The 24,326-nt window shown below is 61.8% G+C and carries 20 protein-coding genes; 13 read left to right on the top strand and 7 right to left on the bottom strand.

Features of this window, described 5'->3' with window-relative positions:
• Positions 1-7 precede the first annotated feature (7 nt).
• The 5 genes from JNO50_RS05595 (at position 8) to JNO50_RS05575 (ending at position 5,250) form a co-directional block, all read left to right on the top strand.
• The gene (locus JNO50_RS05595; protein ID WP_189532428.1) at positions 8-1,537 is read left to right on the top strand and encodes a class I adenylate-forming enzyme family protein; all 1,530 of its coding nucleotides are present in this window, start codon (positions 8-10) and stop codon (positions 1,535-1,537) included.
• The gene (locus tag JNO50_RS05590) at positions 1,534-2,622 is read left to right on the top strand and encodes an alpha/beta hydrolase family protein (RefSeq protein ID WP_189532426.1); all 1,089 of its coding nucleotides are present in this window, start codon (positions 1,534-1,536) and stop codon (positions 2,620-2,622) included. Before JNO50_RS05595 ends, JNO50_RS05590 begins: the two co-directional genes overlap by 4 nt.
• A 176-nt stretch (positions 2,623-2,798) precedes the next feature.
• On the top strand, positions 2,799-3,314 hold the full coding sequence (locus JNO50_RS05585) for a 4'-phosphopantetheinyl transferase family protein (protein ID WP_189532424.1): 516 nt from the start codon (positions 2,799-2,801) through the stop codon (positions 3,312-3,314).
• 33 nt (positions 3,315-3,347) lie between these two features.
• A complete protein-coding gene (locus JNO50_RS05580; RefSeq protein ID WP_189532422.1) occupies positions 3,348-3,788 on the top strand; it encodes a hypothetical protein in 441 nt (146 codons plus the stop codon).
• Positions 3,789-3,840: 52 nt separating this feature from the next.
• On the top strand, positions 3,841-5,250 hold the full coding sequence (locus JNO50_RS05575) for a saccharopine dehydrogenase NADP-binding domain-containing protein (RefSeq protein ID WP_189532420.1): 1,410 nt from the start codon (positions 3,841-3,843) through the stop codon (positions 5,248-5,250).
• A gap of 39 nt (positions 5,251-5,289) precedes the next feature.
• Here JNO50_RS05575 and JNO50_RS05570 read toward each other — a convergent pair whose 3' ends face one another.
• Positions 5,290-7,749 (bottom strand): two-component system response regulator, encoded by a 2,460-nt coding sequence (locus JNO50_RS05570; protein ID WP_189532418.1) that lies wholly within the window; start codon positions 7,747-7,749, stop codon positions 5,290-5,292.
• A gap of 226 nt (positions 7,750-7,975) precedes the next feature.
• Between JNO50_RS05570 and JNO50_RS05565 the strand changes: the two genes are divergently transcribed.
• From JNO50_RS05565 to JNO50_RS05555, 3 genes are all read left to right on the top strand, one after another.
• The gene (locus JNO50_RS05565; RefSeq protein ID WP_189532416.1) at positions 7,976-11,818 is read left to right on the top strand and encodes a PAS domain-containing protein; all 3,843 of its coding nucleotides are present in this window, start codon (positions 7,976-7,978) and stop codon (positions 11,816-11,818) included.
• A gap of 90 nt (positions 11,819-11,908) precedes the next feature.
• Positions 11,909-12,853 carry an AEC family transporter gene (locus tag JNO50_RS05560; protein ID WP_189532408.1) on the top strand — a complete coding sequence of 315 codons (945 nt, stop codon included), beginning with the start codon at positions 11,909-11,911 and terminating at the stop codon, positions 12,851-12,853.
• Positions 12,854-12,984: 131 nt separating this feature from the next.
• A complete protein-coding gene (locus JNO50_RS05555; RefSeq protein ID WP_189532406.1) occupies positions 12,985-13,380 on the top strand; it encodes a cupin domain-containing protein in 396 nt (131 codons plus the stop codon).
• 42 nt (positions 13,381-13,422) lie between these two features.
• On the opposite strand, the gene JNO50_RS05550 is transcribed toward JNO50_RS05555, so the two are convergent.
• On the bottom strand, positions 13,423-14,169 hold the full coding sequence (locus tag JNO50_RS05550) for a substrate-binding periplasmic protein (protein WP_189532404.1): 747 nt from the start codon (positions 14,167-14,169) through the stop codon (positions 13,423-13,425).
• A 154-nt stretch (positions 14,170-14,323) separates the two neighbouring features.
• Between JNO50_RS05550 and bufB the strand changes: the two genes are divergently transcribed.
• The 4 genes from bufB to JNO50_RS05530 all read left to right on the top strand — a co-directional run bounded on the left by bufB (position 14,324) and on the right by JNO50_RS05530 (position 17,686).
• Positions 14,324-15,148 (top strand): MNIO family bufferin maturase, encoded by an 825-nt coding sequence (gene bufB / locus JNO50_RS05545; protein WP_189532402.1) that lies wholly within the window; start codon positions 14,324-14,326, stop codon positions 15,146-15,148.
• Positions 15,138-15,890, top strand: coding sequence for an HvfC/BufC N-terminal domain-containing protein (locus tag JNO50_RS05540; protein WP_189532400.1), 753 nt, complete (start codon positions 15,138-15,140; stop codon positions 15,888-15,890). The genes bufB and JNO50_RS05540 overlap by 11 nt, the downstream gene beginning before the upstream one ends.
• A 163-nt stretch (positions 15,891-16,053) precedes the next feature.
• Positions 16,054-16,770: an outer membrane beta-barrel protein gene (locus JNO50_RS05535; RefSeq protein ID WP_189532398.1), complete on the top strand. Its 717-nt coding sequence runs from the start codon at positions 16,054-16,056 to the stop codon at positions 16,768-16,770.
• Between the two features lie 205 nt (positions 16,771-16,975).
• Positions 16,976-17,686, top strand: a complete 711-nt coding sequence (locus tag JNO50_RS05530) for an outer membrane beta-barrel protein (RefSeq protein ID WP_189532396.1) — start codon at positions 16,976-16,978, stop codon at positions 17,684-17,686.
• A gap of 62 nt (positions 17,687-17,748) precedes the next feature.
• Here the strand turns inward: JNO50_RS05530 and JNO50_RS05525 are convergent, their stop codons facing one another.
• Genes JNO50_RS05525 through JNO50_RS05510 form a run of 4 tightly spaced genes read right to left on the bottom strand, consistent with a single transcriptional unit; the run spans position 17,749 to position 22,474 of the window.
• Positions 17,749-19,311 carry a DHA2 family efflux MFS transporter permease subunit gene (locus JNO50_RS05525; protein WP_189532394.1) on the bottom strand — a complete coding sequence of 521 codons (1,563 nt, stop codon included), beginning with the start codon at positions 19,309-19,311 and terminating at the stop codon, positions 17,749-17,751.
• Positions 19,312-19,325: 14 nt separating this feature from the next.
• Entirely contained in the window at positions 19,326-20,477 is a 1,152-nt protein-coding gene (locus tag JNO50_RS05520; protein WP_189532392.1) for an HlyD/EmrA/EmrK family protein, read from the bottom strand.
• Positions 20,474-21,916: an efflux transporter outer membrane subunit gene (locus tag JNO50_RS05515; RefSeq protein ID WP_189532389.1), complete on the bottom strand. Its 1,443-nt coding sequence runs from the start codon at positions 21,914-21,916 to the stop codon at positions 20,474-20,476. The genes JNO50_RS05520 and JNO50_RS05515 overlap by 4 nt, the downstream gene beginning before the upstream one ends.
• Positions 21,917-21,949: 33 nt before the next feature.
• Complete coding sequence (locus JNO50_RS05510) at positions 21,950-22,474, bottom strand: MarR family transcriptional regulator (RefSeq protein WP_189532387.1); 525 nt, start codon at positions 22,472-22,474, stop codon at positions 21,950-21,952.
• A gap of 175 nt (positions 22,475-22,649) precedes the next feature.
• Between JNO50_RS05510 and JNO50_RS05505 the strand changes: the two genes are divergently transcribed.
• Complete coding sequence (locus JNO50_RS05505) at positions 22,650-22,853, top strand: SlyX family protein (protein ID WP_189532385.1); 204 nt, start codon at positions 22,650-22,652, stop codon at positions 22,851-22,853.
• 6 nt (positions 22,854-22,859) lie between these two features.
• Here the strand turns inward: JNO50_RS05505 and aspA are convergent, their stop codons facing one another.
• Positions 22,860-24,263 (bottom strand): aspartate ammonia-lyase, encoded by a 1,404-nt coding sequence (aspA, locus tag JNO50_RS05500; protein WP_189532383.1) that lies wholly within the window; start codon positions 24,261-24,263, stop codon positions 22,860-22,862.
• Between the last annotated feature and the right edge of the window lie 63 nt (positions 24,264-24,326).

Raw genomic sequence — 24,326 nt, 5'->3', positions numbered from 1 at the left:
ATCTGTGATGCCTTCACTTTACCAAACATTACGCCAGACGGAAGCGCGCGAGCCATCCGGTACGGCGGTCGTTGTGGATGGCCGTTCACTCAGTTACCGGGATCTGCTTGACGATGTGCATGACGTGGTGCATTTCCTCAATGACAATGAAGTCAAACCGGGAGACCGCCTGCTCATCACCGATGGCGAGACCTACCCGTTGGTCAAATTGGAAATCGCCGCCAGCTACCTTGGCCTGACCCTGATTTATCTGGAAGGCCTGACACGCGGCAGCCGGTGGGAGCTGGGCAGTATCGCCACGGATGCACAGGCCGACTGGACCGTCGGCACCGGCAAAACCGGAGTCGGCGTCGAAGGACGTGGTCTGCGTTACGATGGCGCCGTCCAGACGATGCGGAATCGGCCGCTTCCCGGGGAAGCCCGCCTTGCCGACACGATTCTTGTGCAGTGCTACACCAGCGGCACCACGGGTACCCCGAAAGGCGTCTGCCTGTCGGAGCGCGGCCTGCTCGCCCAGGGCCGTCAGGTTGCCAGCGCCATGCGCCTGCACGGCGCGGCCAGGATCCTGCTGGACGCGAGCATCATCGATATGGTCGGTCAGTTGCTGATGCTGGCGGGTATTCATGCCGGTTCGGCGCTGATCGTCGATGCAGGGGCCCACACGGAAGTCATGTCGCTGGCCGAGCGCCATGGCGCGACCCACCTGATGCTCCCTCCCTATTGCCTGGCGCAGGCCTTGCGCGACCCCGATCTTGCGCGCCGCAACCTTGCGTCGCTCGAGTTGATAGCCTACGGTTGCGCGCCGATGGACCGCCATTTGCTCGAACAGGCCCAATCCAGACTCGATTGCCTGTGGCTGCAGGGTTACGGCCTGACGGAAACGACCGGCCCTTTCTGCTGGCTGCATCATGAAGAGCACGATGCCGGCAAAGGCACTGTCGGCCGGCCGGCCGGCGGCGTGAGACTGGAGGTCCGCGACACGCGCGGCAAGCCCGTTCCCGCCGGAACGATCGGCGAAGTCTGGGTCGACTCGCCCGGCAACATGGCCGGCTACTGGGACGCGGCCTCCGCGTCCCCGAGGTCGAAAGGAAAAATCGAGGCGGGCTGGCTCAAGACCGGGGACGCGGGATTCATGAACAGCCAGGGCTTTTTGACGCTCAAAGGCCGTCTTGACGACGTGGTGCTGTTGGGCGAGGGATTCACCGTCTACCCCAAAGAGCTCGAAGACGTGCTCTGCGCGGTACCGGGCATTATCGAGCTGGCCGTTGCGGGAGCGGACGACCCGCAAGGCGACGGGCAGGTGCCGGTGGTGTTTTTCCGGACGGAGGACAACACCGACGACACGCTGGCCGCCTTGCGCGCCCGCATCGGGGAAGCGCTCAGCCCCATCAAGCATCCCAAATATCTGGTCCCGGCACAGCAGGCCTTCACCCGGGGGAAGAACGGCAAAGTCATCAAACAGACCTTGCTCGACACCCTCGACGAAGCACGGCTGATCCCTGTTTTCCACCACGACTTGCAAGGTGCGCAACCATGAGTACGATCCATCCGGACACGTTCGCCCAACTGCATTATTTCTTCCCCCGCATGATGTTCGGCGGCACCGAGTGGGGGGAAATCGTTCACGTCTGCCGCGACATTGACCCCGTGGTGCAAACCGACCCGCCCCGTTTCTGGACTCAGTGGTTCGAGGCCTGGAAACACCGGGGCGATACCTGGATGGCGGAAAGCCGGGATCAATCGCCGGACGAGGCCGCGAGAACCAGACTCCAGGCCGCGGCCGCCTACCATTGGGCGGAATTCATGTTTTTCCAGGACACGGACCGCAAGGAACAATGCCGGCGGGAGGTCGCCGAAGCGTTCCGGCTGGCGGCGCCGGCATTGCCAACAGCATCCGAACCGGTGCGCATCACCTTCGGCCCGCACACACTGCCCGGATACCTGTTCCATGCGAGAGCGGAAGGCCCGGCCCCAACCGTCGTCCTCATCAATGGACTCGATTCGGCCAAGGAAGTCGAGCTGTATCAGTTCGCCCGGTATTTTCTGCGCCAGGGGATCAGTTGCCTGATTTTCGATGGTCCGGGTCAGGGGGAGCTGCTCGGCAAGAGTGCCATGCATTGCCCGTTCGAAGCCGTGATGGACGAGGTTCTGGCTGTCCTGAAAAGCCACCGTCGCGTCGACCCTAACCGCCTTGGCGTGTTCGGCGTCAGCTTCGGGGGGCTTCTCGCTTTACGCTGCCTGGCCGCTCATGCCGACGCCTTCCGCGCCGCCATCAACCTGTCCGGCGCCTTCGATGTCCGCAATTACCGTGAGATCAATCCGCGCGTGCGCCACGACTTTCGCTATGTGTTCAAAGCCGGCGGCGATGACGAGATGGCGGCGCTGGCCGAACGGCAGTTGACGGTGTCGGACCTGCCGGCGCCCCGCGGGCAGATCCTCTGCATCCATGGCGGCAATGACATGGTTTTCCCCGCCGATAACTGCCAGCGCATCGCGGCCTGGGCCGGGCCGGACAAGACCGGCACGATGCTGTACCCCGATGAAGCGCATGTCTGCCAGAACTACTTTTTCGACTTCATGCCGAAAGCGGCGAAATGGATGCGCGCGAGACTGGAGACGTAACCGTACCGGGCGGCTGGCAACGGATTCGGTCAGCCGAACTGGAGCGCCTGTCATGCATCTCGCTTGATCGGCCCAGCCTCTTCCTGTTCCGCTTTCCGGCCGCGGACCGGCGAACGGAACGCTGCCGCGCGGCCTACTGGATACGACGTCTGCTGGCCTGTGCGCAGGGAATACGGATGGAGGACGTGGTCATCGGAAGAACCTCGTTCGGCAAGCCCTATCTGCTCAACGAGGCCATCCAGTTCAATCTCAGCCATTGCCGGGGAGCCGTGCTCGCCGGCCTGTCCCGCGCCGGGATAGGCGTGGATATCGAATGTGAAAGGAGCTTCACCGATCTTCAGCATTTTTATCGACTGATTGCCAGCCGTGAAGAACGGCAAATCAGCCCGCAGATCGACGCCGTATCGTTGAGGCGGCTATGGGCCGGCAAGGAAAGCCTGGTCAAGCTGGTCGGAACAGGTTTTCACCTTCACCCGTCCAGCCTGTCGGTCATGCCCGCGCTGACACGAGGGCAAGGCCCGGTATCGGTGGGCCGTCACGCCTGCCACCTGTTCTGGCCTCCCGAGACGCACGGATTGGTCTCATGTCTGGCGACAGTGGAGCCTGCGTCCCCTTCCTTATGGGATGTGGAGATCACGGACACGAAGACGCCGTCGGTGCTTCGCGCAACGGCAATGGAATATGGTTTCTGACAACTTTGGAATATTTTAACTGATAGGAAAACCATGAAGACCTTACTCAAAACCCTGCATTTTGTTGGCCTCTCCCTGTTTCTTGGCAGCATCGTCGCTTACATCGTCGCGGGCGCTGTCGCGGAAAGTCGTGAAGCCCTGGCATTCAGCCGCAACTTCGTGCTGGCCGGCACCCTTTACGTCACGATTCCCGCCATGTGGGTGGTCGGGCTGACCGGCATGGTCATGAGCGGCCTGCCTCGGACGGCCTGGCAAAAAGCCAAAGGCATCGGCTTTGTTCTCGTGGCGCTGAACACGCACATTTTCATTTTCCCGGCCATCCGCGAATCGGTCGATTTCCTGCGGATCGGCAACCAGGCGATGTTCGAGCATGCCGCCATGACCGAAGCTGTGGCCGGACTGGTCAACATTCTGCTCATCCTCGCCTTGATCGTGACAGGCGTGAACAAACGCCTGTTCCTGGCCTCGCGCTGACAATACCGCCTTCTTTTCTTCGCCACCACGGCAATGGTTACTTGCAAGGGGAATGGAATTGATTCAACGTATCGTCATCATCGGACTGGGTAATATCGGGCAAGGCATCCTGCCTTTACTGGACAAGCATTTTCCCGGCTGCGACATCGTGGCCTTCGAGCCATGCCCTACGCCGGAAGCCAGAAAAGCCGCCGCGCAGTTCAAGGTGAAGCTGTTCGAGCAGCGCATCGCCCGGGACAATTACCAGCCGCTTCTGACACCCTGGCTGGAGGAGGGCAGTTATCTTCTGAATCTGGCCACCTCGGTATCCAGCACCGACCTGATCCGCCTCGCCCAGCGTTCGCAGGCACTCTATCTGGACACCTGCATCGAACCGTGGGAATACGATCATGGCACGGCGGGAATCGCCACCACCAATTACCAGTTACGCGAATCCATGCTCGAACTGCAGCGAACCTCGCAAGGCGGGAGTACGGCGATCGTCGCGCATGGCGCGAACCCGGGCTTTGTGTCGGTATTGATGAAACGGGGATTGATCGCGATGGCCCGGGCAAGCGGCCAGCCGTGTCCTCAGCCGGAAACGCCTTCGGAATGGGCGCAACTGGCCAGGCATCTGGGGATCCGTGTCATCCAGATTTCAGAACGCGACACCCAGATCACCCGCCGGACACGCGCCGAGGACGAGTTTCTCAACACATGGTCGGTCGAAGGACTGGTGACGGAATGCCTGCAACCGGCGGAACTCGGCTGGGGAAGCCATGAGCCGTTCCTGCCGGTCGGCGGCAGAAGGCACGATGACGGATGCGGAGCGGCCATCATGATCGACCAACCCGCCCACACCCTGAAAGTGCGCAGTTGGAGTCCCAATTTCCTCGACTTCGAGGCCTTTCTGATCACGCACAACGAAGCGGTGTCGATCGCCGATTATCTGACTCTGCGCGACGATCGGGGCGATGTCCTCTATCGCCCCACGTCCTATTATGCCTACCATCCCTGCGATGACGCCGTCGCCTCGATGCGTCTGCTGGAAGATGGAACGACAGACGGAATCCATGCCAGCCATGTCATCAAGGACGAGATTGTCAGCGGGATCGATGAACTCGGTGTTTTTCTCATCAGCGATCGCCATCCGGCCTTGTGGATCGGCTCCAACCTCTCCATCGGCAAAGCGCGCAAAATGGCGGTGTGCAACAACGCGACAAGCCTGCAGGTCGTCTCGAGCATCATCGCCGGCATGCAATGGATGCATGACCATCCGCGCGCGGGGGTTGTCGAATCGGAGGCCTTGGATCACGACTTTGTTTATCGCATCGTCGAACCGTACTGGGCGCCGATCATCGAGCAGTCCGTGACGTGGTTCCCCGACCCGGCTGACCGGCAACTGCATTTCGAGAAATTCCTGGTTGCCCGGGAGGCATCTCCCCGCCCGGCGGCCGCGGACAGGGAAGCCCTGACCTTGTGAGACAAGCGCGGCGGCGACCGGCGCACCGGCGCCGCCGCGCTAAAACCCACGCGCCAGCAGTTCCGTCATTTGCTCGGCGGGCAAGGGGCGGGAATACAGATAGCCCTGCATGACCGGACATCCCAGCCGCCTCAGCGCTTCGGCCTGGGCGACCTCCTCCACGCCTTCGGCCACCAGTTGCATGCCCAGGCTGTCACCCAGCGTAATGATCGCGGAAATGATCGCCGCATCGTTACTATCGGTCAGCATGTCCCGGACGAAGGACTGGTCGATCTTGAGCACATCCAGCGGAAAACGCTTGAGATAGGCGAGGCTGGAATACCCCGTACCGAAATCGTCAATGGCGATCTGAACGCCCAGGGCCTTGAGCGAGGACAGTGTCGAGCGGGCCGTGTCCACATCGGTCATCAGGACCCCCTCGGTGATCTCCAGCTCCAGCCGGCTGGCTTTCATACCGGTTTCGGCCAGTACCGATTGCACCAGCGCGGGGAAGTCCCTGCCGGCGAACTGGATGGCCGAGATATTGACGCTGACCTTCACATCGAATCCCGCATCATGCCAGGCTCGGGCCTGCTCGCACGCCTTGTGCAGCACGAAACGGCCGATCGGCACGATAAGGCCCGACTCTTCGGCCAGGGGAATGAACTGGGCGGGAGACACCAGCTCCCCGGACGGTCTGCGCAAACGCAGCAGAGCCTCCACACCGACGATCGCATTCGTCGCCACATCGACCTTGGGCTGGTAAAACACATCCAGCAGTTTTTGCTCCAGCGCCTCCCGCAAGTGCCGCTCGATCAGATGCCGGGCCAGCAGCAATTCTTCGATGTCGCTGGAAAAGAACTGGTAATGGCCGCGTCCGTTCTGCTTGGCCCGAAACATGGCCGAATCGGCATGACGCAGCAGCGACTCGCGATCACTGGCGTCGTCCGGATACACACTGATCCCGATACAAAAGCTGAGTGTCAACGCATGCTCCCCGACAGGAAACGGCGTTGCGCAGATGGCCATCAGCGACTCGGCCATTTCTCCTGCCATTTCCACAGAATCCAGACCGGGCAGCAACAAAATGAACTCGTCCCCTCCTTGCCGGCACAAGGTATCGGTCGTTCGCAGCAATGTCTGGATTCGCGACGATATCTGCTGCAACACCGCATCCCCGGTGGCGTAACCGATGGCGTCGTTGATCAACTGGAACTGGTCGATATCGAGAATCATCAGGGCGATGCGGGTACCGTTGTGGCTTGCCTGCCGCAGCGACTGATCCATACGGTCCATCAGCAACATGCGGTTGGGCAAATCCGTCAGCGCGTCGTGGTGGGCAAGATGCGTCATCTTGATCGCCATGGCTCGCGCTTCGCTGACATCGTGAAACACCACGATGGCCCCTGTGACCTGCCCTTTGTGATCCATGATCGGCGCCGCCGAACTCTCCACGCTGCACTCCCGCCCATCGCGCGTGAAAAGCGTGAAATTCACGCCCATCCCGACAATCCGCTTCTCTTCGAGAGCGAGCCGGGCCGGGTTTCGGGTCAATGCTTTCGTCTCGCTGTCCGTCAAACGCATCACGGTCTCGACCGGACGGCCGACAGCATCCCTTCCGCGCCATCCGGTCATCGCCTCGGCAATCGGATTGAGGAAGGTGACGGCACCTTGCTCATCCGTTGAAACAACGGCATCGCCGATGGAGTTCAACGTGATCCGGATCCGCTCCTTTTCTTCGAACAACTGCAGCTCGGCCAGTTTGCGCGCGGTGATATCGGTCAGAAGCAGCAAAAAACCCGTGGTTTTGCCATTCTCGCTGTTGCAGACCATGGAAGCCTGGGCATAGCGCAACCCCCGCTCGCCTTGGGTCAGATCCAGTTCGAATGCGGCATTTTCTCCTTCCAGCACCCGCCTGAGCGCCGGCAGCATCGCGGCATGCACATCCTCGCCCACCAGATCGGGAAGTGTCATCCCGAACATGCCGCGCGCCATCACACCGAACCAGGCTCCGGACAGATCATTGCAGAAGCGGTTGTGCAACCCGGTATCCCAGTACGCGATGAAAGCGGGCAGATTGTGCACCACTTCGTCCAGATCACGCCGGGCCTGGGCAAGCCAGCTTGCCTGACGCTTGAGCGCGAGCTGGGTTTTGACTCTGGCCCGGGCAACGGGGATATTGATCGGCTTTTGCAAGAAGTCCGCGCCCCCCAGATTCAGCGACTGAAGCTCATGAAGCGGATTATTGTCGGCCGTCACAAAAATGACCGCGCATTCGGCGGTCACCGGATCGACCTTGAGTTCACGACAAACCCGGTATCCGTCCATACCCGGCATTTCAATATCCAGCAGCACGACATCGGGCCTGAGCGCGCGGGCCCTCTCCAGGGCGGATACGCCATTACTGGCGAAAATCACCTCGCCCAGTTCGGCCACCGCTTCATGAAGAACCTTGATATTCGTCGCTTCGTCATCGACGATCAATATGACTGGAGGTTTGTCAGTGGGTACTTCGAACATAGATTCAATACCAATGCTATCCGCAAAAAATGGAGGCATGCCGACACCACCAAGTATGGACTGGCTTCACCGATTCTGCCGGGAAGAGTCCGGGAGCTGTCCTTTGGTACAGGCGCCCCCGAGAAAATCGGAACCATGCAATGCCGTGCGCCCTGTCGTCACAGGAATTCATGGTCAGTGCTGGTGAGCCTTCTTCACACGTTACTTACCGGAAGAGCGATTCGCCATGTCCCATCACCGAACACGCCCGACCGAAAGGCTGGGCAATAGCGCGATTGCCTGCGGGCTGGTGTATTTTCTGCTGGCGGGACTGGGTATCATGCTGTCGCGTCAGCAGGGCAACATCGCCACACTCTGGCTCGCCAATGCCGGACTCGCCGGCTGGCTGGCCTGCGCCCCGCCCGGCCGCTGGCCCTCCTTGCTGCTGGCGGCGGGATCGAGCAACATCACGGCGGGAATGGCCTACGGCGACCCGCTCGCCCTCGCGGTCTCCATGACGCTGGCCAATCTGGCCGAATCCTCGACCGCGGCCCTGCTTCTGCGCTCTGGCAGACAATGGCCGTCGTTCGACCGCAATCCGGCAGGATTGCTGCAACTGATGCTGTCCGGCTGCCTGCTGCCGGCACTGCTGGGCGCGACCCTCGGCGCCGCTTTCATCGCCTTGCACGGTTATGCGTCATTCTCCGCCATCTGGCCATCGTGGTTCGCCGGCGCCACGATCGGCCTCGCTTCGTTCCTGCCCATCATGCTGCTGCTCCTGCGGCAGGACATCGATCGCACCGTGTCGCGCATGCTGTCCCTGCCGTCGCTGGCCGCGACGTCGGGCGCCGTTCTGCTCTCCATGCTGGTATTCCGCCATCTGCCCTTCCCGTTCATCTATCTCGTCATCGCGCTCTCCTTCGCCGCCATCTGGCTGACGATCGAAGCCACGGCCCTCGTTGTCCTGGCCGGGGCGGTCACCACGTGCGTGACGGTATCGCTCGGATGGTTCGTCCTGCCGCCGATCCGGCACCGCTGGGAAATCATCCTGATCTATCTGCCGATTCTCCTGTCCGTCGTATCCCCCTTGCTTCTGGCCGCCAGCACGGGGCAGAGCCGTTTTCGCGAAGAGGCGCGCCAGCTTGTCGAACGCCGCTTCAGCAACGCCATGCGCTTTGCCGCCACCGGTTTCGCCCTCGCCCACGGCAATGGTCAGCTTTACGAGGTCAACCAGACGCTGTGCCGCATGCTGGGCTACTCCCGAGAAGAATTGCTGGCGCTGCCGGCCCATCGGCTCACCCACCCCGAGGATCTGGCCGTTTCTCTTGGCATGTTCGAACGCCTGCAGAACGGCGAGATCGACGATTACCAGCTGGAAAAGCGTTATCTGCACAAGTCGGGCGCGGAAGTCTGGGTACAGGTCAGGGTGTCGCGGCTGGAGAGTGAGAACGGTCAGGATCTGATCATCCAGATCGACGACATTGGCGAGCGCAAGGCGCAGGAGAACCAGATCATTGCCCTGTCCGAACGGCTGACCCTCGCCACGCGCGCAGTTGGAATGGGCGTCTGGGACTGGAATATGCAGAGCGGCGATCTGATTTGGGATTCGCGTATGTTCAGTCTCTATTTTTTTCCGCCATCCGAACAAACCGTGGTGAATTACGGCATGTGGCGCACCAGAGTGCATCCGGAGGATATCGCCGACGCGGAGGCGCAACTGCAAGCCACGCTGGATCGCGATGAGGACTTCAACACCGAGTTCCGCATCCTCGGGCCGGATGGCGCGGTGCGCTATATCGCGGCCACCGCCCTTCTCATCCGGGATTCGGAGCGGCGGCCGATGCGCATGGTCGGTGTCAATCGCGACACAACCGAAGCGAGACTGGCCCAGCTCGGTCTGGAAAAAGCCCGCGATGCCGCGGAAGAAGCGAGCCGCGCCAAGAGCGCGTTCGTCGCCAACATGAGCCATGAGATCCGCACTCCGATGAATGCCGTACTGGGCATGACGCAACTGCTCGCCGACACACCGCTCACACCGGATCAGCGCAAATACCTCGACATGATCAGTGCGGCGGGCCGCGCGCTGCTCGGTATCATCAACGACATTCTGGATTTTTCGAGAATCGAGGCCGACAGGCTGGAGATTGTCCGGGAAACCTTTTTACTGTCCCACGTCATCGACGCTCTGGCGACCATGATGACCGTCGGAGTCGGCGACAAACCGGTCGAGGTGTCCATCGGCCTGTCGCCCGGGATTCCGCGGGCATTGGTCGGCGACGGATTGCGCTTGCAGCAAATCCTGATCAGCCTGTGCGGCAATGCCATCAAGTTCACCGAGCGCGGTCATGTTTCACTGCGCATACGTCAGCACAACCGGCGCGGAGAGCTCATCTGGCTGGCTTTCGATGTCATCGACACAGGCATCGGCATGAGCGCAGAACAACTGCAACGGGGGTTTTCCGCATTCACGCAGGCCGATGCCTCGGTCACCCGCCGCTTTGGCGGAAGCGGGCTGGGTCTGGCCATCGTCAAGCGCTTGACCTCGGCGATGGGAGGAACGCTCGATGTCAGCAGCGAACTCGGCAAGGGCTCCACGTTCACGGTCACCCTGCCGTTTCATGCGTCCGCCGACAGTGTCACGCCGGCGCATTCGTCCCGGACGCAGGCGTTGACATTGATGGTTCTCTCCGACAGCGACATCGTCCTAACCGACCTGGCCCTGAGCGTCGGCGCCCTGGGATGGCGGGCCATGACGGACACCTCGCTCGCGCCGCTTGGCGAATTGACCGGCTCCGCGGGGGCGATGCCCGATGCGTTGCTGATCGACGGCCGTTTTGTCACGGCGAAGCATCTGTCCGCGATCGAAACCTTGCGGCGCAGCCCCCGGTTCCGCGAAGGCCTCATCCTGCTCATGGTCAGAGCCTTTGAACGGGAGTCGCCGGATATCCTGGCCGCCAAACCGCTGACCGACGCCATTCTGGTCAAACCCGTCACGGCCTCCGCTCTCCATGACGCGATAACCACGGGACTGGCTTCGCGCACCAGGCCCGAGCCTGCCGCCCGCTTGCCGGAACCGGGGCCTGCCCAAGCTTTGCAAGGCCGCGTGCTGCTGGTCGAGGACAATACGTTCAATCAGACGCTGGCGGAGTCGCTGCTGACCCGCGAGGGTATCGGTGTCGCGATTGCGGCCAACGGCGCCGAAGCGCTGGATATCTTGCGCGCAACCCCCGGAGAATTCGACCTTATCCTGATGGACGTGCAGATGCCGGTCATGGACGGCTTCACCGCCACGCGCCGGATCCGCGGCGAATTGGGACTGTCGGTCCCGATTATCGCCATGTCGGCCGGCGTGCTGGAAAGTGAACGCAATGAGTGTCTGGCGGCGGGGATGGACGATTTTGTCGCGAAACCGATCGATATCCGGCAATTGCTCGATACCCTGGCAACGTATCTGGGGAAAAAAGATCCCGCGACGTCCGGCCCGTCCCCCGCGCCATCGGGGGACCCCGCCCCCCTGCGTCTGTCCATCCTCCACGACAAAGCACGGCAAGACCCGCATTTCGGCGCCACCTTGCGCGATTCGATACAACTTCTTGTCGAGCGCGGCGACACCCCGGTAAGCCTGGCCCGCCAGGCTCTCGCACAAGGACAATTCGATGATGCGGCCCGCCTGATGCACGCGCTGCGCGGTGAACTGGGGTCGCTCGGCGCAGAGCGGCTGGCGCGAACCACACTCGAGGCGGAACACGCCTTGCGCGCAGGCGACGCGGTGCCGGCGGCGGAACACCTCGACCGTGTCGGCGACGATCTTGCGCAAGCCCTGGACGCATTGCGCCGCTGGAGCGACGGCCTTGAGCGACCACCCGCCGGTCAAACGATGAATCGCGAACAGATCGAGGAATGGCGCAGACTCCTCCGGCAAAACAATATGGCGGCGCTGACCCGATACCAGGCGCTGCGCAACGCTCTCGAGCACCGGCTGCCTCCCGGTCAGGCGGCGCGGCTTAACCAGGCGATGAGCCGGCTGGACTTCGCCAATGCGCTTGCCGTGCTCGACGAGAACATCCTGCCCGAAACTGGCTCAGAGTGACCCGGGCAAAGTGGCTCTTCCCATAAAACGCTCGCCCCCTTACGATGCGCCCCGTCTGTCACTACCGGCCCTTTGGCCAGCGAGATCGCCATGAGCCTTGGCGCCCTAGCCATTCTCCTCCCCAAACTTCTGCCGCCCGGTGTTTATGTCGGCGCCGGCTATGTCGCGCGCAGGACCACGAGCCTGTCGCAAGCGGGGGTCGGCAAGGCCCTGCTGTATGTTTTCGTGCCGCTGACCGTGTTCAAAGGCGCACTCCAGTCCGACACGGGAGCCTTCCTCACACTGTGCGGACTGTCTTTCGCCGTCAGCGCGATGATGGCCCTGACCGCCTCGTTATTTGTCCGTCATTTCGCAAGATGGATCGCCGCCGGAACTTTGCGTTGCGCATTCGGCTATTTCAATATCGGCTGGTTCGGAGTGCCCATCGCCCAGGCCCTATACGGCACGGAAGGCATGCTGGCGATGACCGCCATGTACGTGGGAGGGATGCTGTTCGGCAACACGGTGGGCTACGCATTGATGGCCAGCGACCGGCTATCGCCGGGGCATCTGGCGGGCAAACTGTTAAGCCTTCCCGCCCTGCCTTGCGCGCTGGCCGCGTTCGGCTTGCGCGCAGCCGGGTTCGCCACGGCGCTGAGCCAAAACGCGCCGCTCTCGGGACTCCTGGAGGGTGCCGCTCTGATCACCTCCGTATTGGGCATGGCGCTGGTCGGAATGAGTGTCGCGGGAGTTTCGCTACGCCGTCTTCCATGGAACGCGTTGTTCGGGCTGCTGGTTTCACGTGTTCTGTGCGCCGCGGTGCTCACCGTAATCCTGATCGGCGCCTGCGGAGCGAGGGGGTGGCTCACTCCCCTGGAAATCCGCGTCTTCGCATTGATGCCGCTGCTACCCATCGCGGCCAACCTGCTGGTTTTTACATCGGCGCTGAAAACACAGAGCGAGTTTGTGGGCATGGCGCTGCTGGGATCCACGCTGGGAGCTTTTGTCCTGCTGGTTGTCCGGGCCGGCTTGCCGGTTTTCGCGGATCTTCTTTGAACCAGTCCTGATCCTGGTCAGCGCAAGCCCATGCCCGCCACGCTACACTGCACACAACAACATTTTCCGACACATCGCGAAAGCGGCGGGAATGCGTCCCGCCGTTTCCGTCACGCAGCAAGGAGCACATCATGTCCCACGATACGTTGACCCTCACCGCCGATACCAGCGATGTCTGGCGCCACCACATCGCCCCCGAGGACGGGCCTGCCGGATTCCTGATCCGCACCACCCTCCCGGAAAACCCGGATGGCGTGGAAGTCTTTCTCGAGCAATGGGCCGCTGGCAGCGAAGAAACCCCGCATTTCCACCCTGGCGACGACATGACCGTCGTGATCGAGGGGCGCATGGCGGTTCAGTTCTATCGTCAGACGCCGCAAGGGCTGGTCAAGGATGGCGAACCCGTTGTCCTGGAAAAAGGCCAGACAGGCTACATCAAGGGCGGGCGCATTCACGACGCGCGCTATCTCGAAGCCTGTAAGCTGGTGTTCGTGCATAGCGGCCCGTTCGATCTGACCGAGGCGTAATGCCACCGGGAGGCGGGCTCGCCTCCCGTTTCCCCGGAAATGTCACTCGACACCCCAACGCACTTGCAACTGGCGATAGCGGCCGTTGCCCTGAATGATCTCCAACCCCAAGTCCAGCAGCTTCGCATAGCGCGCCGATTGCGGGTGCCGGCGGGAAAACCCGACAAACAGCGCGGCTTCGTACGCCGTACCGGCCATCCGGAACTGGCCGCCGAAATCCTGGTCCCACTGGCGAAAGACGTGATCCGCGACATTCTGGTAGGCCAGCATGTAATCCACCCGACCGGCCTTGAGCATGCGAAACCCCGATTCATCGCGCAGGCCTTCCACTTTGCGGATCGTCGCATTCCTGTCGATCGCATCGCCGTACTCGTAACCGTGCGTCACAGCCACGGAGCGACCTGACAGCTCTTCGGGCCGGACGACGGGGGCCGGATAGTTTTTGCGCACGAAGATGCCGATCCTGGCCCTGAACAGCGGGCGGGACGGCCACAGAAACGCGCTCTCGCGTTCCTGGTTGCGGATGATATCGAAGCAGCCCGGCAAGGCGCCGCTCATCGTCAGGCTCAAACAGCGGGCATAGGGGTACGGGACGAACTCGACATCCAGGCCGACGGCATCGTATGCGGCACGAATGACCTCCACGGAAAATCCGGCCGGACGCCCATTGTCCAGTCCGGAAAACGGCGACCAGTCTTCCTCCGCCCCCAACTTCACCGACTCGCGCGCGCAAGCAGGCGCCATCGCCGCAAGCGCACAGACCACCAGCCAGACAAACGCTCTGCCCACGCCGCCGGCTCCTATGCCATCAAGATTCGATCAGCCTAGGCCCAACCGTACGCGATGTAAAGCGGCAGGCCACCCGTTTCGGGAACAGGGTAAAACAGCCCGATGGCGCAATCGGGTACACTCACCGGATCAGCAATATCATGCGGGAGCCGGAATGACTGCATTGCCGATTGACGCCGGCATCGGACTGCGCGCGCCGCACTACCGGGAAGTGCTCGACACCCTTCCTCCGCTTGGCTGGGTGGAAGTGCACAGCGAAAACTTCATCGAAGGCGGAATGCCGCTGGACATGCTCGGCAGGGTTCGGGAGCACTGGCCCGTTTCCCTTCATGGAGTCGGGCTGGGGCTGGCTTCGCCGGCACGGCCCGACCGCGGTCTGCTTGCGGCCTTGCGCCGGCTGATCGACCGGATCGAACCGGCCGCCGTATCGGAACATCTGGCCTTCAACCATGATGGCGCGCATCGCTATGTGAACGACCTTCTGCCGGTTCCCCGCACCAAAGAAAGCCTGGCCATGGTGGCCAGTCATGTCCGCGAAGCCCAGGATGCGCTGGGACGGCCGCTTCTTCTGGAAAACCTGTCAAGCTACGCCGACTACCCGGGCAATACCCTGAATGAGGGCGAGTTTCTCGCGGAATTATCGCGTCTTACCGGATGCGGCGTACTGCTCGACCTGAACAATCTTTTCGTGAACCGCGCGAACCTCGGCACCGACATCGACGCTGTTCTGAAAGCGCTCCCCGCCGACATCATCGGCGAGATACACCTGGCCGGTCACTCCACACGGGAAGGGATGCTGATCGACACGCACGATCACCCGATCGATGAAGCGGTCTGGACACTCTTCGAATCGGTGGTCGCCACCCTTGGACCGAAGCCAACCCTGATCGAATGGGATCAGTCCATTCCGCCGTTGCACCGCCTGCGGGCCGAAGCCGGTCGCGCGCGCGCCATCCTGGAGAAGCGCCATGGGCACTGATTTCACCGACTGGCAAACCGGGCTGCTCGACGCCATCGCCTCGGATGTCCCGCCAAGCGCCCCTCCGCCGGGTGTCACGGAGGCCGCGCTCGCCATTTACCGCGGCAATTATCGCCTGGCGTTGCTGGATACCCTGTCCCGAACCTATCCGGTATGCCGCCAACTGGTCGGCGATACCTGCTTTGATCTCATCGGCAGACGGTTTCTGGCGACAGCGCCCTCCCGCAGCGGCAATCTGCATGATTTTGGCTCGGAACTGGGAGAGTTCATCGCCCGGACCGGTAACGGGCTGCCTTCCTATCTGGCCGATGTGGCGGCGCTCGAGTGGCTGGCGCATCGCGCCTATTACGCGCGAGACACCCGACCGGCAAGCCTCGACATGCTCGCTTCGCTTCCCGGTGAGACTTGGCCCGCCCTTCGCCTGGAATTCATTCCATCCTTCGGTGTCATTCTCTCTTCGTATCCTGTGGCAAGCCTGTGGCTCGCCCACCTTGCTCCCGATCCGTCTTTTGCCGGTTCGCTGAACCTGCCCGAGTGCGCCATGGTGACAAGGGAGCAAGGGCGGATTGACGTGAAAGCCCTGCCGATTGCGGAAGGCCGCTTTCTCGAGGCCTTGCAAACCTCGCATACCCTGGAGCACGCGACCGATGCGGCCCTGGGCGTCGATGAAACGTTTTCCCCCTTGCCGCTGCTGAGCCTGCTGTTCGCAAAAGGGCAGATCCATCGCATTATTCCGGCTTGATCCACCGTGACAGGCATCATCCGACACGCCGATCATCCCCACCCTCCTGCCAAACCGGAATACGCTCATTACCTCATATCGCCGAACTTCCTAGACTGCGTGGTTGCCGGGTATGGGCATTCTCGTACCGGGCGTTTCCAACGACACGCATCAGGGATTCGTCATGAAAAAAAACATCGCGCTTACCGCCTTTTTACTGACGGCGGGCATGGCGCAGGCAGCCGACTCCGGCTTTTACGCACTTGGCAACATGGGCTACAACACCAGCTCGCTCAGTGGACAAACCCTGGCTTTCCAGGCGGACAAGTCCCGCGAGGAACTGCGCTTTGACAACAGCAAGAAGTTCGGCGCCATCTGGGAGCTGGGCATAGGCTACACCATCCGGCCCGGCCTGGCGGTGGAACTGTCGTACGCCGATCTGGGATCGTCCTCGTCCGGCTTCTCGGGCTCGGGCACCGCGCGCATGAACGGGCAATCCATCGCCAAGTCGGGCTCCGGACAGGTTTCCCTCAACACCTCGGCATATCGCTTCGCGGTACTCGGACTTTATCCGGTAACTCAGGATCTGGATCTTTATGGCAAGGCCAGCCTCAACGCCATCAATACCCGCGCCTCCTTGACGCTAAAGCACGCGGAGGTGGAAAACAGGACACATAACACGAAAACCACATTCAAGAAATTCGACACCAAATCGGCTTCCGATCACTCTGTCCGGGCTGGTATCGGCATGGGCATGCAATATCGGGTCAACAAGCAATTCGCGTTGCGTGGCGAATACGAGTACCTGTTCGGCAAAACAAACGTTGCCGTGAATGACCAGACCATCCTGAAAGGCTCCGGCATCCATCTGGCCAAGATTGGCGTCGCTATTTCGTTCTGACCCTAGCTCGAACCGTCCCTGGCCCTTGCCCGGGACGGAAGCGGTAGGCAGGACAAATCGCGGCGATCTCCAGCCGATTCCCCCTCCTCTTGCGGAACCCGCTCATATCCGCGCCACGCTCTCCCTCCGTAGACTTTTTCTTCAATCCATCGGGGTTCACGTACTCCGTCCGTTCCATAACCGCTCACTCTCGAGGATACCATTCATGACGAAACAATACGCCATTCTTGCCCTGCTTCTCGCCCCCCTGGCGGCCCGGGCCGCGGACTCGGGACTCTACGTGTTCGCCAACACCGGTTACAACCCGTCAGGCTACTCGGGCCACATACATACCGTGACGCCCAACATGGAGGAAGAGAAGATCGATCTGAAATTTCGCTCCGGCAGCAGCGGATCGCCAGGAGCGATCTGGGAATTGGGCGGCGGCTACCAGTTGGGGCCCAACTCCGCGGTCGAGGTCTCCTACGCGAATCTTGGCCGGGCGTCGGCCCGTATCGACGGCTCGGCCACGGAACAAGGTCAGACGAAACCGTTCGCCAACGCCACGGGCAGCGCCTCCATGGACATGACCTCGTTGCGCGTCGCGCTGCTGGGCATCAATCCGGTGAACGACCGGTTCAGCGTGTACGGCAAGGTCAGCGTGAACTCAGTGTCCACCAAAGGAACGGTCCGCCTGGACAAATTCCAGGCAAAAGGCCTCAGACCGTTCGGATCGGAAGTCAGTGAAAGCCGCACGCGCAACTCGCTAAAACTCGGACTGGGTCTTGGCGGCCAACTCTATCTGAGCAAGCGCTTTGCGCTGCGTGGCGAATACGAATATCTGTTCGGAGGCAACGAACTGAGATACAACGGCACAACAGTGCTGTCCAATCGCGGCGTGCATCTTGCCAAGGTCGGCGCCAGTTTTTATTTCTGACACCGGCTACGAAGGCAATAAAAAACCGGGGTGGAACATCTCCCCGGTTTTTTATTGCCTCGTCAATGCCCCCCTCCCGGCCCTCCCACGGAGCCGAACGGCGGGCGGCACAGCCAGACAACAAGAATCAGCAACAGGAAAATCACCCCCATCATCCAGAACACCTCGCTGGTCGCCAGCATATAAGCCTGCTGCGACAGGGTCTGTTCGATACTGGCGTAGGCGGATGATCCCTTGATGCCGGCATCGCCAAGACGGGCCAGATAATCCTGGGTCGAGGGATTGGCCGCGGCGACGTACTCGGTCAGGCGCGCGTGGTGCATTTCCTGCCGGTGCGTCCAGATGAATGTCACGATTGCCGTCGCGAAACTGCCCGACAATGTCCGGAAAAAATTGGACAATCCCGAGGCTGCGGCCATCCGGTCCGGACCGATACCGGACAGAATGATCTGGTTGAGCGGCACGAAGAAACATGCCACGCCGATGCCCTGCAGCAAACGCGGCCAGATCAGTTGCCCGAACTCGGTATCCAGCGTAAAGCTGGCGAACCAGAACATTGTCGTGGCGAACACCACGAAAGCGAATGAGGTCAGAATGCGTAAATTGAGCTTCTGGATATTCTTTCCCACCAGCGGCGACAGGAAAAACGCCAGAATCCCCACCGGCGCCGTCGCGAGTCCCGACCAGGTGGCGGTATACCCCTTAACCGTTTGCAGCCACAAGGGGAAGATGACCGTACTGCCAAAAAAGCAGAACATGCCCAGCGAAAGAGTCAATACGCCATACCGGAAATTGCGCAAGCGGAACAAGGACAGATCGACAACAGGATGGTGGTCTGTCAGCTCCCAGACCACCAGGAAAGCCAGCGAGACCACCGCGATCACGGTCAGCGCCACAATGAATGTCGAATTGAACCAGTCAAGATCATTACCGTTGTCGAGCATCATCTGCAGACTGCCCACGCCGACAAACAAGAGCACGAGCCCGACAAGATCGATCGGTTTTTTCTCCGTCGGAGTTTCTCGCGTCTTGAGCAACGACCACGACACGATGGCGGCGAAGACTCCCACCGGCAGATTGATGTAGAAAATCCACGGCCAACTGAAGTTGTCGGTCAGATAACCGCCCAGCATCGGCCCGAAAATCGGCGCCACGACCACGGTCATCGCCCACAGCGCCAGCGCCAGTCCTTTTTTATTGTGAGGGTAGCTGGACAACAGCAGTGTCTGCGACAGGGGCACCATCGGACCGGACACCAGCCCCTGCAAAAAACGGAACGCCACAAGGCCGTGCAAACTCGTGGCTAGGCCGCACAGCGCCGACATCAGCGTGAACAGAATCACCGACAGCACGAACATGCGCACCTGACCGAAGCGCTGCGCAAGCCACCCGGTCAACGGCACCGCGATGGCGGCCGCCAGACCGTAGGAGCTGATCGCCCATGTCCCCTGCGTGGGGCTCGCCGCAAGGTCACCGGCGATATGCGGCACGGAGACGTTGACGATCGTCGTGTCCAGTACCTCCATGAAAGTGGCGAACGCCACGGCAATGGTCAGGATCGCCAGCTTCCCGCCCTTGAGCGGCTCCGGGGCTTCGTTGCGCCCGGCAGCGAGGGATTGGCTCATGGCAGGCTCCCCGCTCAATGACCGGCGTTGCCGGCGATGATCTTGTCGGCCAACGCGTCGGCTTCAGGCAACGGCTGCGCCAGCGCCCGCGTCTGGTACAAGGACTGGTTGGCCGGCGTGGCGGCCAGAACCGGTCCCGACCGGTCGCGGGTTTCGACTTCGACGGTGGTGGACAGGCCGATGCGCAGCGGATGCTCCATCAGGGCTTTCGGATCGAGCGAAATCCGGACAGGAACCCGCTGCACGACCTTGATCCAGTTGCCGGTGGCGTTCTGCGCGGGCAACAGGGAAAAGGCGCTGCCCGTGCCGGCGCCCAGACCCACCACCTTGCCCTCGTATACAACTTTTCCGCCATACATGTCGGTAGTGACTTTCGCTTTCTGGCCAATCCGGATATTGGCCAGCTCCGACTCTTTGAAATTGGCATCCACCCACAATTGATCGAGCGGCACGATACTCAAAACCGTGGTCCCGGGACTGACGCGGGTACCGACCTGGGCACTGCGTTTGGCGACGTAGCCGGATACCGGAGCCACCAGAGCATTGCGCCGCGCGGCAAGCCAGGCCTGCACAAAATTCGCCCGGGCCTTGAGGACGGTGGGATGTTTTTGCAACTCAACACCATCGACCAGGGCATGAGCGGCCTCGGCTTGCCGCCTGGCCGCCTCGAGAGCCGCCCGCGCGGCTTCCATCGCCCGACGGGCATGGTCGGCATCCTCGGCGGACACCACCTGATCGGCCACCAGCGGCTGGCGGCGCTGATAATCCGCCTCGGCGCGGGCAAGATCGCTCGCGCGCTGAGCGACCAGTTTGTCGTACTGTCCCGCCCCGGCATACTGTTGGCGCAGTTGCCGCACCGTCTCGCCAAGCTGCGCGCCCGCCTGGCGCAATGCCACCTCGGCGTCGGCGGGATCCAGCATCACGACATTCTCGCCGGCTTTGACAAAGCGCGTTTCATCAGCGCGAATGTCGACCACCGTACCATTGACCTGGGAAGTCAACGCCACAAGGTTACCGCCCACATAGGCATTGTCGGTTTCCTCACGCTGCGACAACACCAGCGTGTAATACAGGGCGTAACAGGCGCCGGCCAGAAGAAAGGCGGCCGCCAGCGCGGTCATCATCGGTTTGCGTTTGGCCGCGTTGGGGTTGGGTGCTTGGCTCATTGCGTGTCTCCAGAGGTCGTCGTGCCGGACGGGGAGACGGCGTGATAACCACCCCCGAGCGCTTTTGTCAGCGCCACGTCGGCGAGCAACATGGCTTTGTTTACTTGCAACAATTGATCGTGTTCCTTGAGTACCGGCAATTCGGCGCGCAACGTCGTCTGACGGTCGGCCAGACCGGACGCCGAGCGTCGCACCGCCGCCTGGCGCTGCCTGTCGGCAGCGGCCAGCGCGCGGGTTTGTTCGTCTTTCTGACGAGACAGTCCGCGCCATGCCAACCCCTGATCGGCCACGTCCTGCACGGCATTGACGAGGGTCTGGTTGTATTGCGCGATGGCCGCATCGCGCTGGGCGCGGCTCACCCCGAGCCGGGAGCGCAAGCGTCCACTGTCGAACAGTGGCAAGGAAAACGCGGCGGACATTCCCGGTCCGCGGCTGGAGGCCTGCAAAAGATTCTCCAGACCGATGGAGTTGAAACCGAAAAAGCCGGTCAGATTGACATCGGGATAGAACGCCGCTTCGTCCGACTTGACCGATTGAACGGCCGCTTCGACACGCCATTTGGCCGCGACCAGATCCGGCCGACGCGACAGCAGGTGCAACCCCAACGTCGCCGGCAGTCCGGCGGCGGGTTCCGGCAAGCTCCTGACCCGCAACGATTCGATGTGACGGGCGTCGCCACCCACCAGTGCCCGGAGCGCTTCCCGGTCGCGCAGGCGCTGGGCATCCAGTTGCTCGGTTTGCGCCTTCGCGACGGCCAGTTCTTCGCGCGCCGCATCGAGCGCGCTGACCGGATCGAGCCCGGCGGCGACGCGTCGTTGCGCCAGGCCGGTCTGGGCCGTCAGCACCTCGCTTTGCCGCTGGGAAACACGCCATCGCGCTTCATCGGCCAGCCAGGCAAAGTAGCCTTGCGCGACCGCGGCGACCAAGACTCTCGCCGCCTCCGCGCGATCCGCCCGGCCTGCCTCGCGCTCGCCCACCGCCGAAGCGATCGCCGCCCGGTTGCGCCCCCACAGATCGATCTCCAGCGCCGCTTGCGCTTGCAGTTGACCGTGATTTTTCCAGCTGCCGGCCAGAGGCGGCGGATAAATGTCGTGCTCGGGGTAACGCTGGCGTGTCGCATTGCCGGAGATCGTCGCATTGACCTTATCGGAGGCTTCGCTGGCCAAAAGACGCGCTTCGGCCTGCTTGAAACGGGCGGCGGCCAACGCCATGGATGGACTGCCGGCCAGCGCGGCGGTCACCAGGCCGTCAAGCTGGGGATCCCGGTAACGGTGCCACCACTGGTCTTGCGGCCACTCTTCAGCACCCGCCGGCATTCGGTCCATCCGCTCCGCGCCTTTCGCATCGAGCCGGGAGGGGATGGCCCCATCGGGCGGAATAACCGCGCAGGCGGACAACCATGCCGTCAGGATCATGGCCGCCAGGGGAGAAAGTTTCATGATGTGTGTGCCTCGCGATTGATGGCTCCGGCCTCACCGGACCGGCTGATTGTCCAGTTCATGGATCAGTTTTTTCAAAATGCGCTCCAGCGCGTCGCGCTCGTCCTGATCGAGTGCCGCCAGCGGCCCCAGGATCAGTCGATGCACTTGCGGCATCAGGGCATGAAGAATGTCACGGCCATTGGGTGCCAGCGTCAGGTCGACGCGCCGTCGATCGTCCGGGTTGCCGCAACGGTTGAGCAGTCCGCGCGCGACCATTTCGTCGCACACTCGGGTGATGTTGGCCCGGGATTCGCCGGTCATGGCGGACAACTCGGAAGGATTCAGGGGGGTTCCATCATCGTTGATCAGCATGGTGAGCGCCGTGAAGCTGACCGTATGCAGATCCTGCTGGCGCAGCAGATCCCGCATCCGGTTGTTCATGGCGCCGGTCGCAAGTTTCATCATCATGCGCAGCATCACCAGCTGTTTATGGTCGTCGGGAACCAATTGGCCGATGCGTTCCAGCCGTTCAGCGGCGTTCGCCAGGGAAGATGGCAGATCCGGTGTTTTTTTCATGAAGGAATAGTATAAATATGAACTATTCATGTCAAAACGTTTGATGCAGATCAGATAATTGCCGGCAATACCTGTCGCGCGAATGCAAAAACGCCGCCTGACGGCTGTTGGCCAGTCAGGCGGCGGTGGCTTAGAATCGACCCCCCATTGAACGCAAAACAGAAAGGCATCCCCCATGGAAGACAGAATCGCCGAGCTGGAAGTGCGGATCGCCTTCCAGGACGAGCTGCTCGACGCCCTCAACCAGACCGTGGCCCGCCAGCAACGGGAGATGGATCTGTTGCAACAACAGATGCGGTTGCTCTACCAGCACGTCAAGGGCATGCAGGCGGACGGCGGGACCGCTCCCGCCGGACACGAAATTCCGCCTCACTACTGAGGAAGGTTACGCTTCCCGCTTGCGCGGCCGAGTCAGTGATTCCGGCTGAAGAACGCGTTCGAGCTCCTCGGGATTCATCAGGCCCCGGGCCAGCACGATATCGTGCACGCTGGCGCCGCTGGCGTGCGCTTCGGCGGCGATGTCTGTCGAGAGTTCATAACCGAGGTAGGGACTGAGGGCCGTTACCAGTCCGATGGAGCGCGTCACCATCTCGCGCAAATGCTCGCGGTTGGCGGTAATGCCGACCACGCAGTGTTCGCGCAGTGTGTCGCAGGCCGCGGCAAGATGCTTGAGACTGCGGAACAGGCTGTAGGCGATCACCGGCTCGAACGCATTAAGCTGCAACTGTCCCGCCTCGGCCGCGAAGCTGACCGTGACATCGTTGCCGATCACCTCGAAGGCCACCTGATTCACGACCTCGGGAATGACCGGATTGACCTTGCCCGGCATGATCGACGAACCGGCCTGTCTGGGCGGCAGATTGATTTCGTTAAGCCCGGCGCGCGGACCGGACGACAGGAGACGCAAGTCGTTGCAGGTCTTGGACAGTTTTACCGCCACGCGCTTCAGTACGCCGGATACCTGAACGAATGCGCCGCAATCCTGGGTCGCTTCGACAAGATTGGGAGCCGTGACAAAATCGAGCGCCGTCAGTTGGCGCAAGTGATCGCAGGCTTTGCCGGCATAATCGGGATGCGAGTTGATGCCGGTGCCGATCGCCGTGGCGCCCAGATTGATCTCCATCATCAGATTACCCGCTTCGCTAAGACGCAGGATGTCCTCGCCGAGCATGACGGCATAGGTCTGGAATTCCTGCCCCAGCGTCATCGGCACGGCGTCCTGCAACTGGGTGCGCCCCATTTTGAGCACATCGCGAAACTCGTCGGCCTTGGCCGCGAACGCCTCCTTCAGCGCCTGCATGGACAGTTGCAGGCGCCAGATCCCGAACCAGGTCGCCAGACGCAGCGCCGACGGATAGACATCATTGGTGCTCTGGCTGAGATTCACATGTTCGTTGGGATGAAGGAAGGCATAGTCGCCCTTTTGCCTGCCAAGGTGTTCGAGCGCCAGGTTGGCGATCACCTCGTTGGCGTTCATATTGGTCGACGTGCCGGCGCCGCCCTGGATCACATCCACGACGAACTCGCCGTGATAATGCCCCTCCCGCAGCAGATCGCAGGCATGGCAGATGGCATCGCACAGCACGGGGTCCAGCAGGCCTAGATCGCGGTTGGCCAGGGCGGCGGCCTGCTTGATGATGGCGAAGGCGGTGATCAGATCGCCGTATTCGCTGATGGTCTGGCCGGTAATCGGGAAGTTTTCGACGGCGCGCAGGGTATGAATGCCCCAGTAAACCCGGTCGGGAATTTCGCGCGCGCCAAGCAGATCGTGTTCTGTTCTCGTTGTCATCATGCAAGTCCTGGCAAGGTACGATTCACTTTAAACCTTTATTCCTCGTACTGGCCAGTCCCC

It is taken from the genome of Paludibacterium paludis (genome assembly GCF_018802605.1).
Lineage (GTDB): Bacteria > Pseudomonadota > Gammaproteobacteria > Burkholderiales > Chromobacteriaceae > Paludibacterium > Paludibacterium paludis.
The sequence above is the reverse complement of the archived record's forward strand: the minus strand, read 5'-3'. Positions and strand labels throughout refer to the sequence as shown.

Excerpts from the sequence above, each read along its gene's own strand:
- JNO50_RS05595 (WP_189532428.1), top strand. The coding sequence starts at position 8 with ATGCCTTCACTTTACCAAACATTACGCCAGACGGAAGCGCGCGAGCCA.
- JNO50_RS05590 (WP_189532426.1), top strand. The coding sequence starts at position 1,534 with ATGAGTACGATCCATCCGGACACGTTCGCCCAACTGCATTATTTCTTC.
- JNO50_RS05585 (WP_189532424.1), top strand. The coding sequence starts at position 2,799 with ATGGAGGACGTGGTCATCGGAAGAACCTCGTTCGGCAAGCCCTATCTG.
- JNO50_RS05580 (WP_189532422.1), top strand. The coding sequence starts at position 3,348 with ATGAAGACCTTACTCAAAACCCTGCATTTTGTTGGCCTCTCCCTGTTT.
- JNO50_RS05575 (WP_189532420.1), top strand. The coding sequence starts at position 3,841 with ATGGAATTGATTCAACGTATCGTCATCATCGGACTGGGTAATATCGGG.
- JNO50_RS05570 (WP_189532418.1), bottom strand. The coding sequence starts at position 7,749 with ATGTTCGAAGTACCCACTGACAAACCTCCAGTCATATTGATCGTCGAT.
- JNO50_RS05565 (WP_189532416.1), top strand. The coding sequence starts at position 7,976 with ATGTCCCATCACCGAACACGCCCGACCGAAAGGCTGGGCAATAGCGCG.
- JNO50_RS05560 (WP_189532408.1), top strand. The coding sequence starts at position 11,909 with ATGAGCCTTGGCGCCCTAGCCATTCTCCTCCCCAAACTTCTGCCGCCC.
- JNO50_RS05555 (WP_189532406.1), top strand. The coding sequence starts at position 12,985 with ATGTCCCACGATACGTTGACCCTCACCGCCGATACCAGCGATGTCTGG.
- bufB (WP_189532402.1), top strand. The coding sequence starts at position 14,324 with ATGACTGCATTGCCGATTGACGCCGGCATCGGACTGCGCGCGCCGCAC.
- JNO50_RS05540 (WP_189532400.1), top strand. The coding sequence starts at position 15,138 with ATGGGCACTGATTTCACCGACTGGCAAACCGGGCTGCTCGACGCCATC.
- JNO50_RS05535 (WP_189532398.1), top strand. The coding sequence starts at position 16,054 with ATGAAAAAAAACATCGCGCTTACCGCCTTTTTACTGACGGCGGGCATG.
- JNO50_RS05530 (WP_189532396.1), top strand. The coding sequence starts at position 16,976 with ATGACGAAACAATACGCCATTCTTGCCCTGCTTCTCGCCCCCCTGGCG.
- JNO50_RS05525 (WP_189532394.1), bottom strand. The coding sequence starts at position 19,311 with ATGAGCCAATCCCTCGCTGCCGGGCGCAACGAAGCCCCGGAGCCGCTC.
- JNO50_RS05520 (WP_189532392.1), bottom strand. The coding sequence starts at position 20,477 with ATGAGCCAAGCACCCAACCCCAACGCGGCCAAACGCAAACCGATGATG.
- JNO50_RS05515 (WP_189532389.1), bottom strand. The coding sequence starts at position 21,916 with ATGAAACTTTCTCCCCTGGCGGCCATGATCCTGACGGCATGGTTGTCC.
- JNO50_RS05510 (WP_189532387.1), bottom strand. The coding sequence starts at position 22,474 with ATGAAAAAAACACCGGATCTGCCATCTTCCCTGGCGAACGCCGCTGAA.
- JNO50_RS05505 (WP_189532385.1), top strand. The coding sequence starts at position 22,650 with ATGGAAGACAGAATCGCCGAGCTGGAAGTGCGGATCGCCTTCCAGGAC.
- aspA (WP_189532383.1), bottom strand. The coding sequence starts at position 24,263 with ATGACAACGAGAACAGAACACGATCTGCTTGGCGCGCGCGAAATTCCC.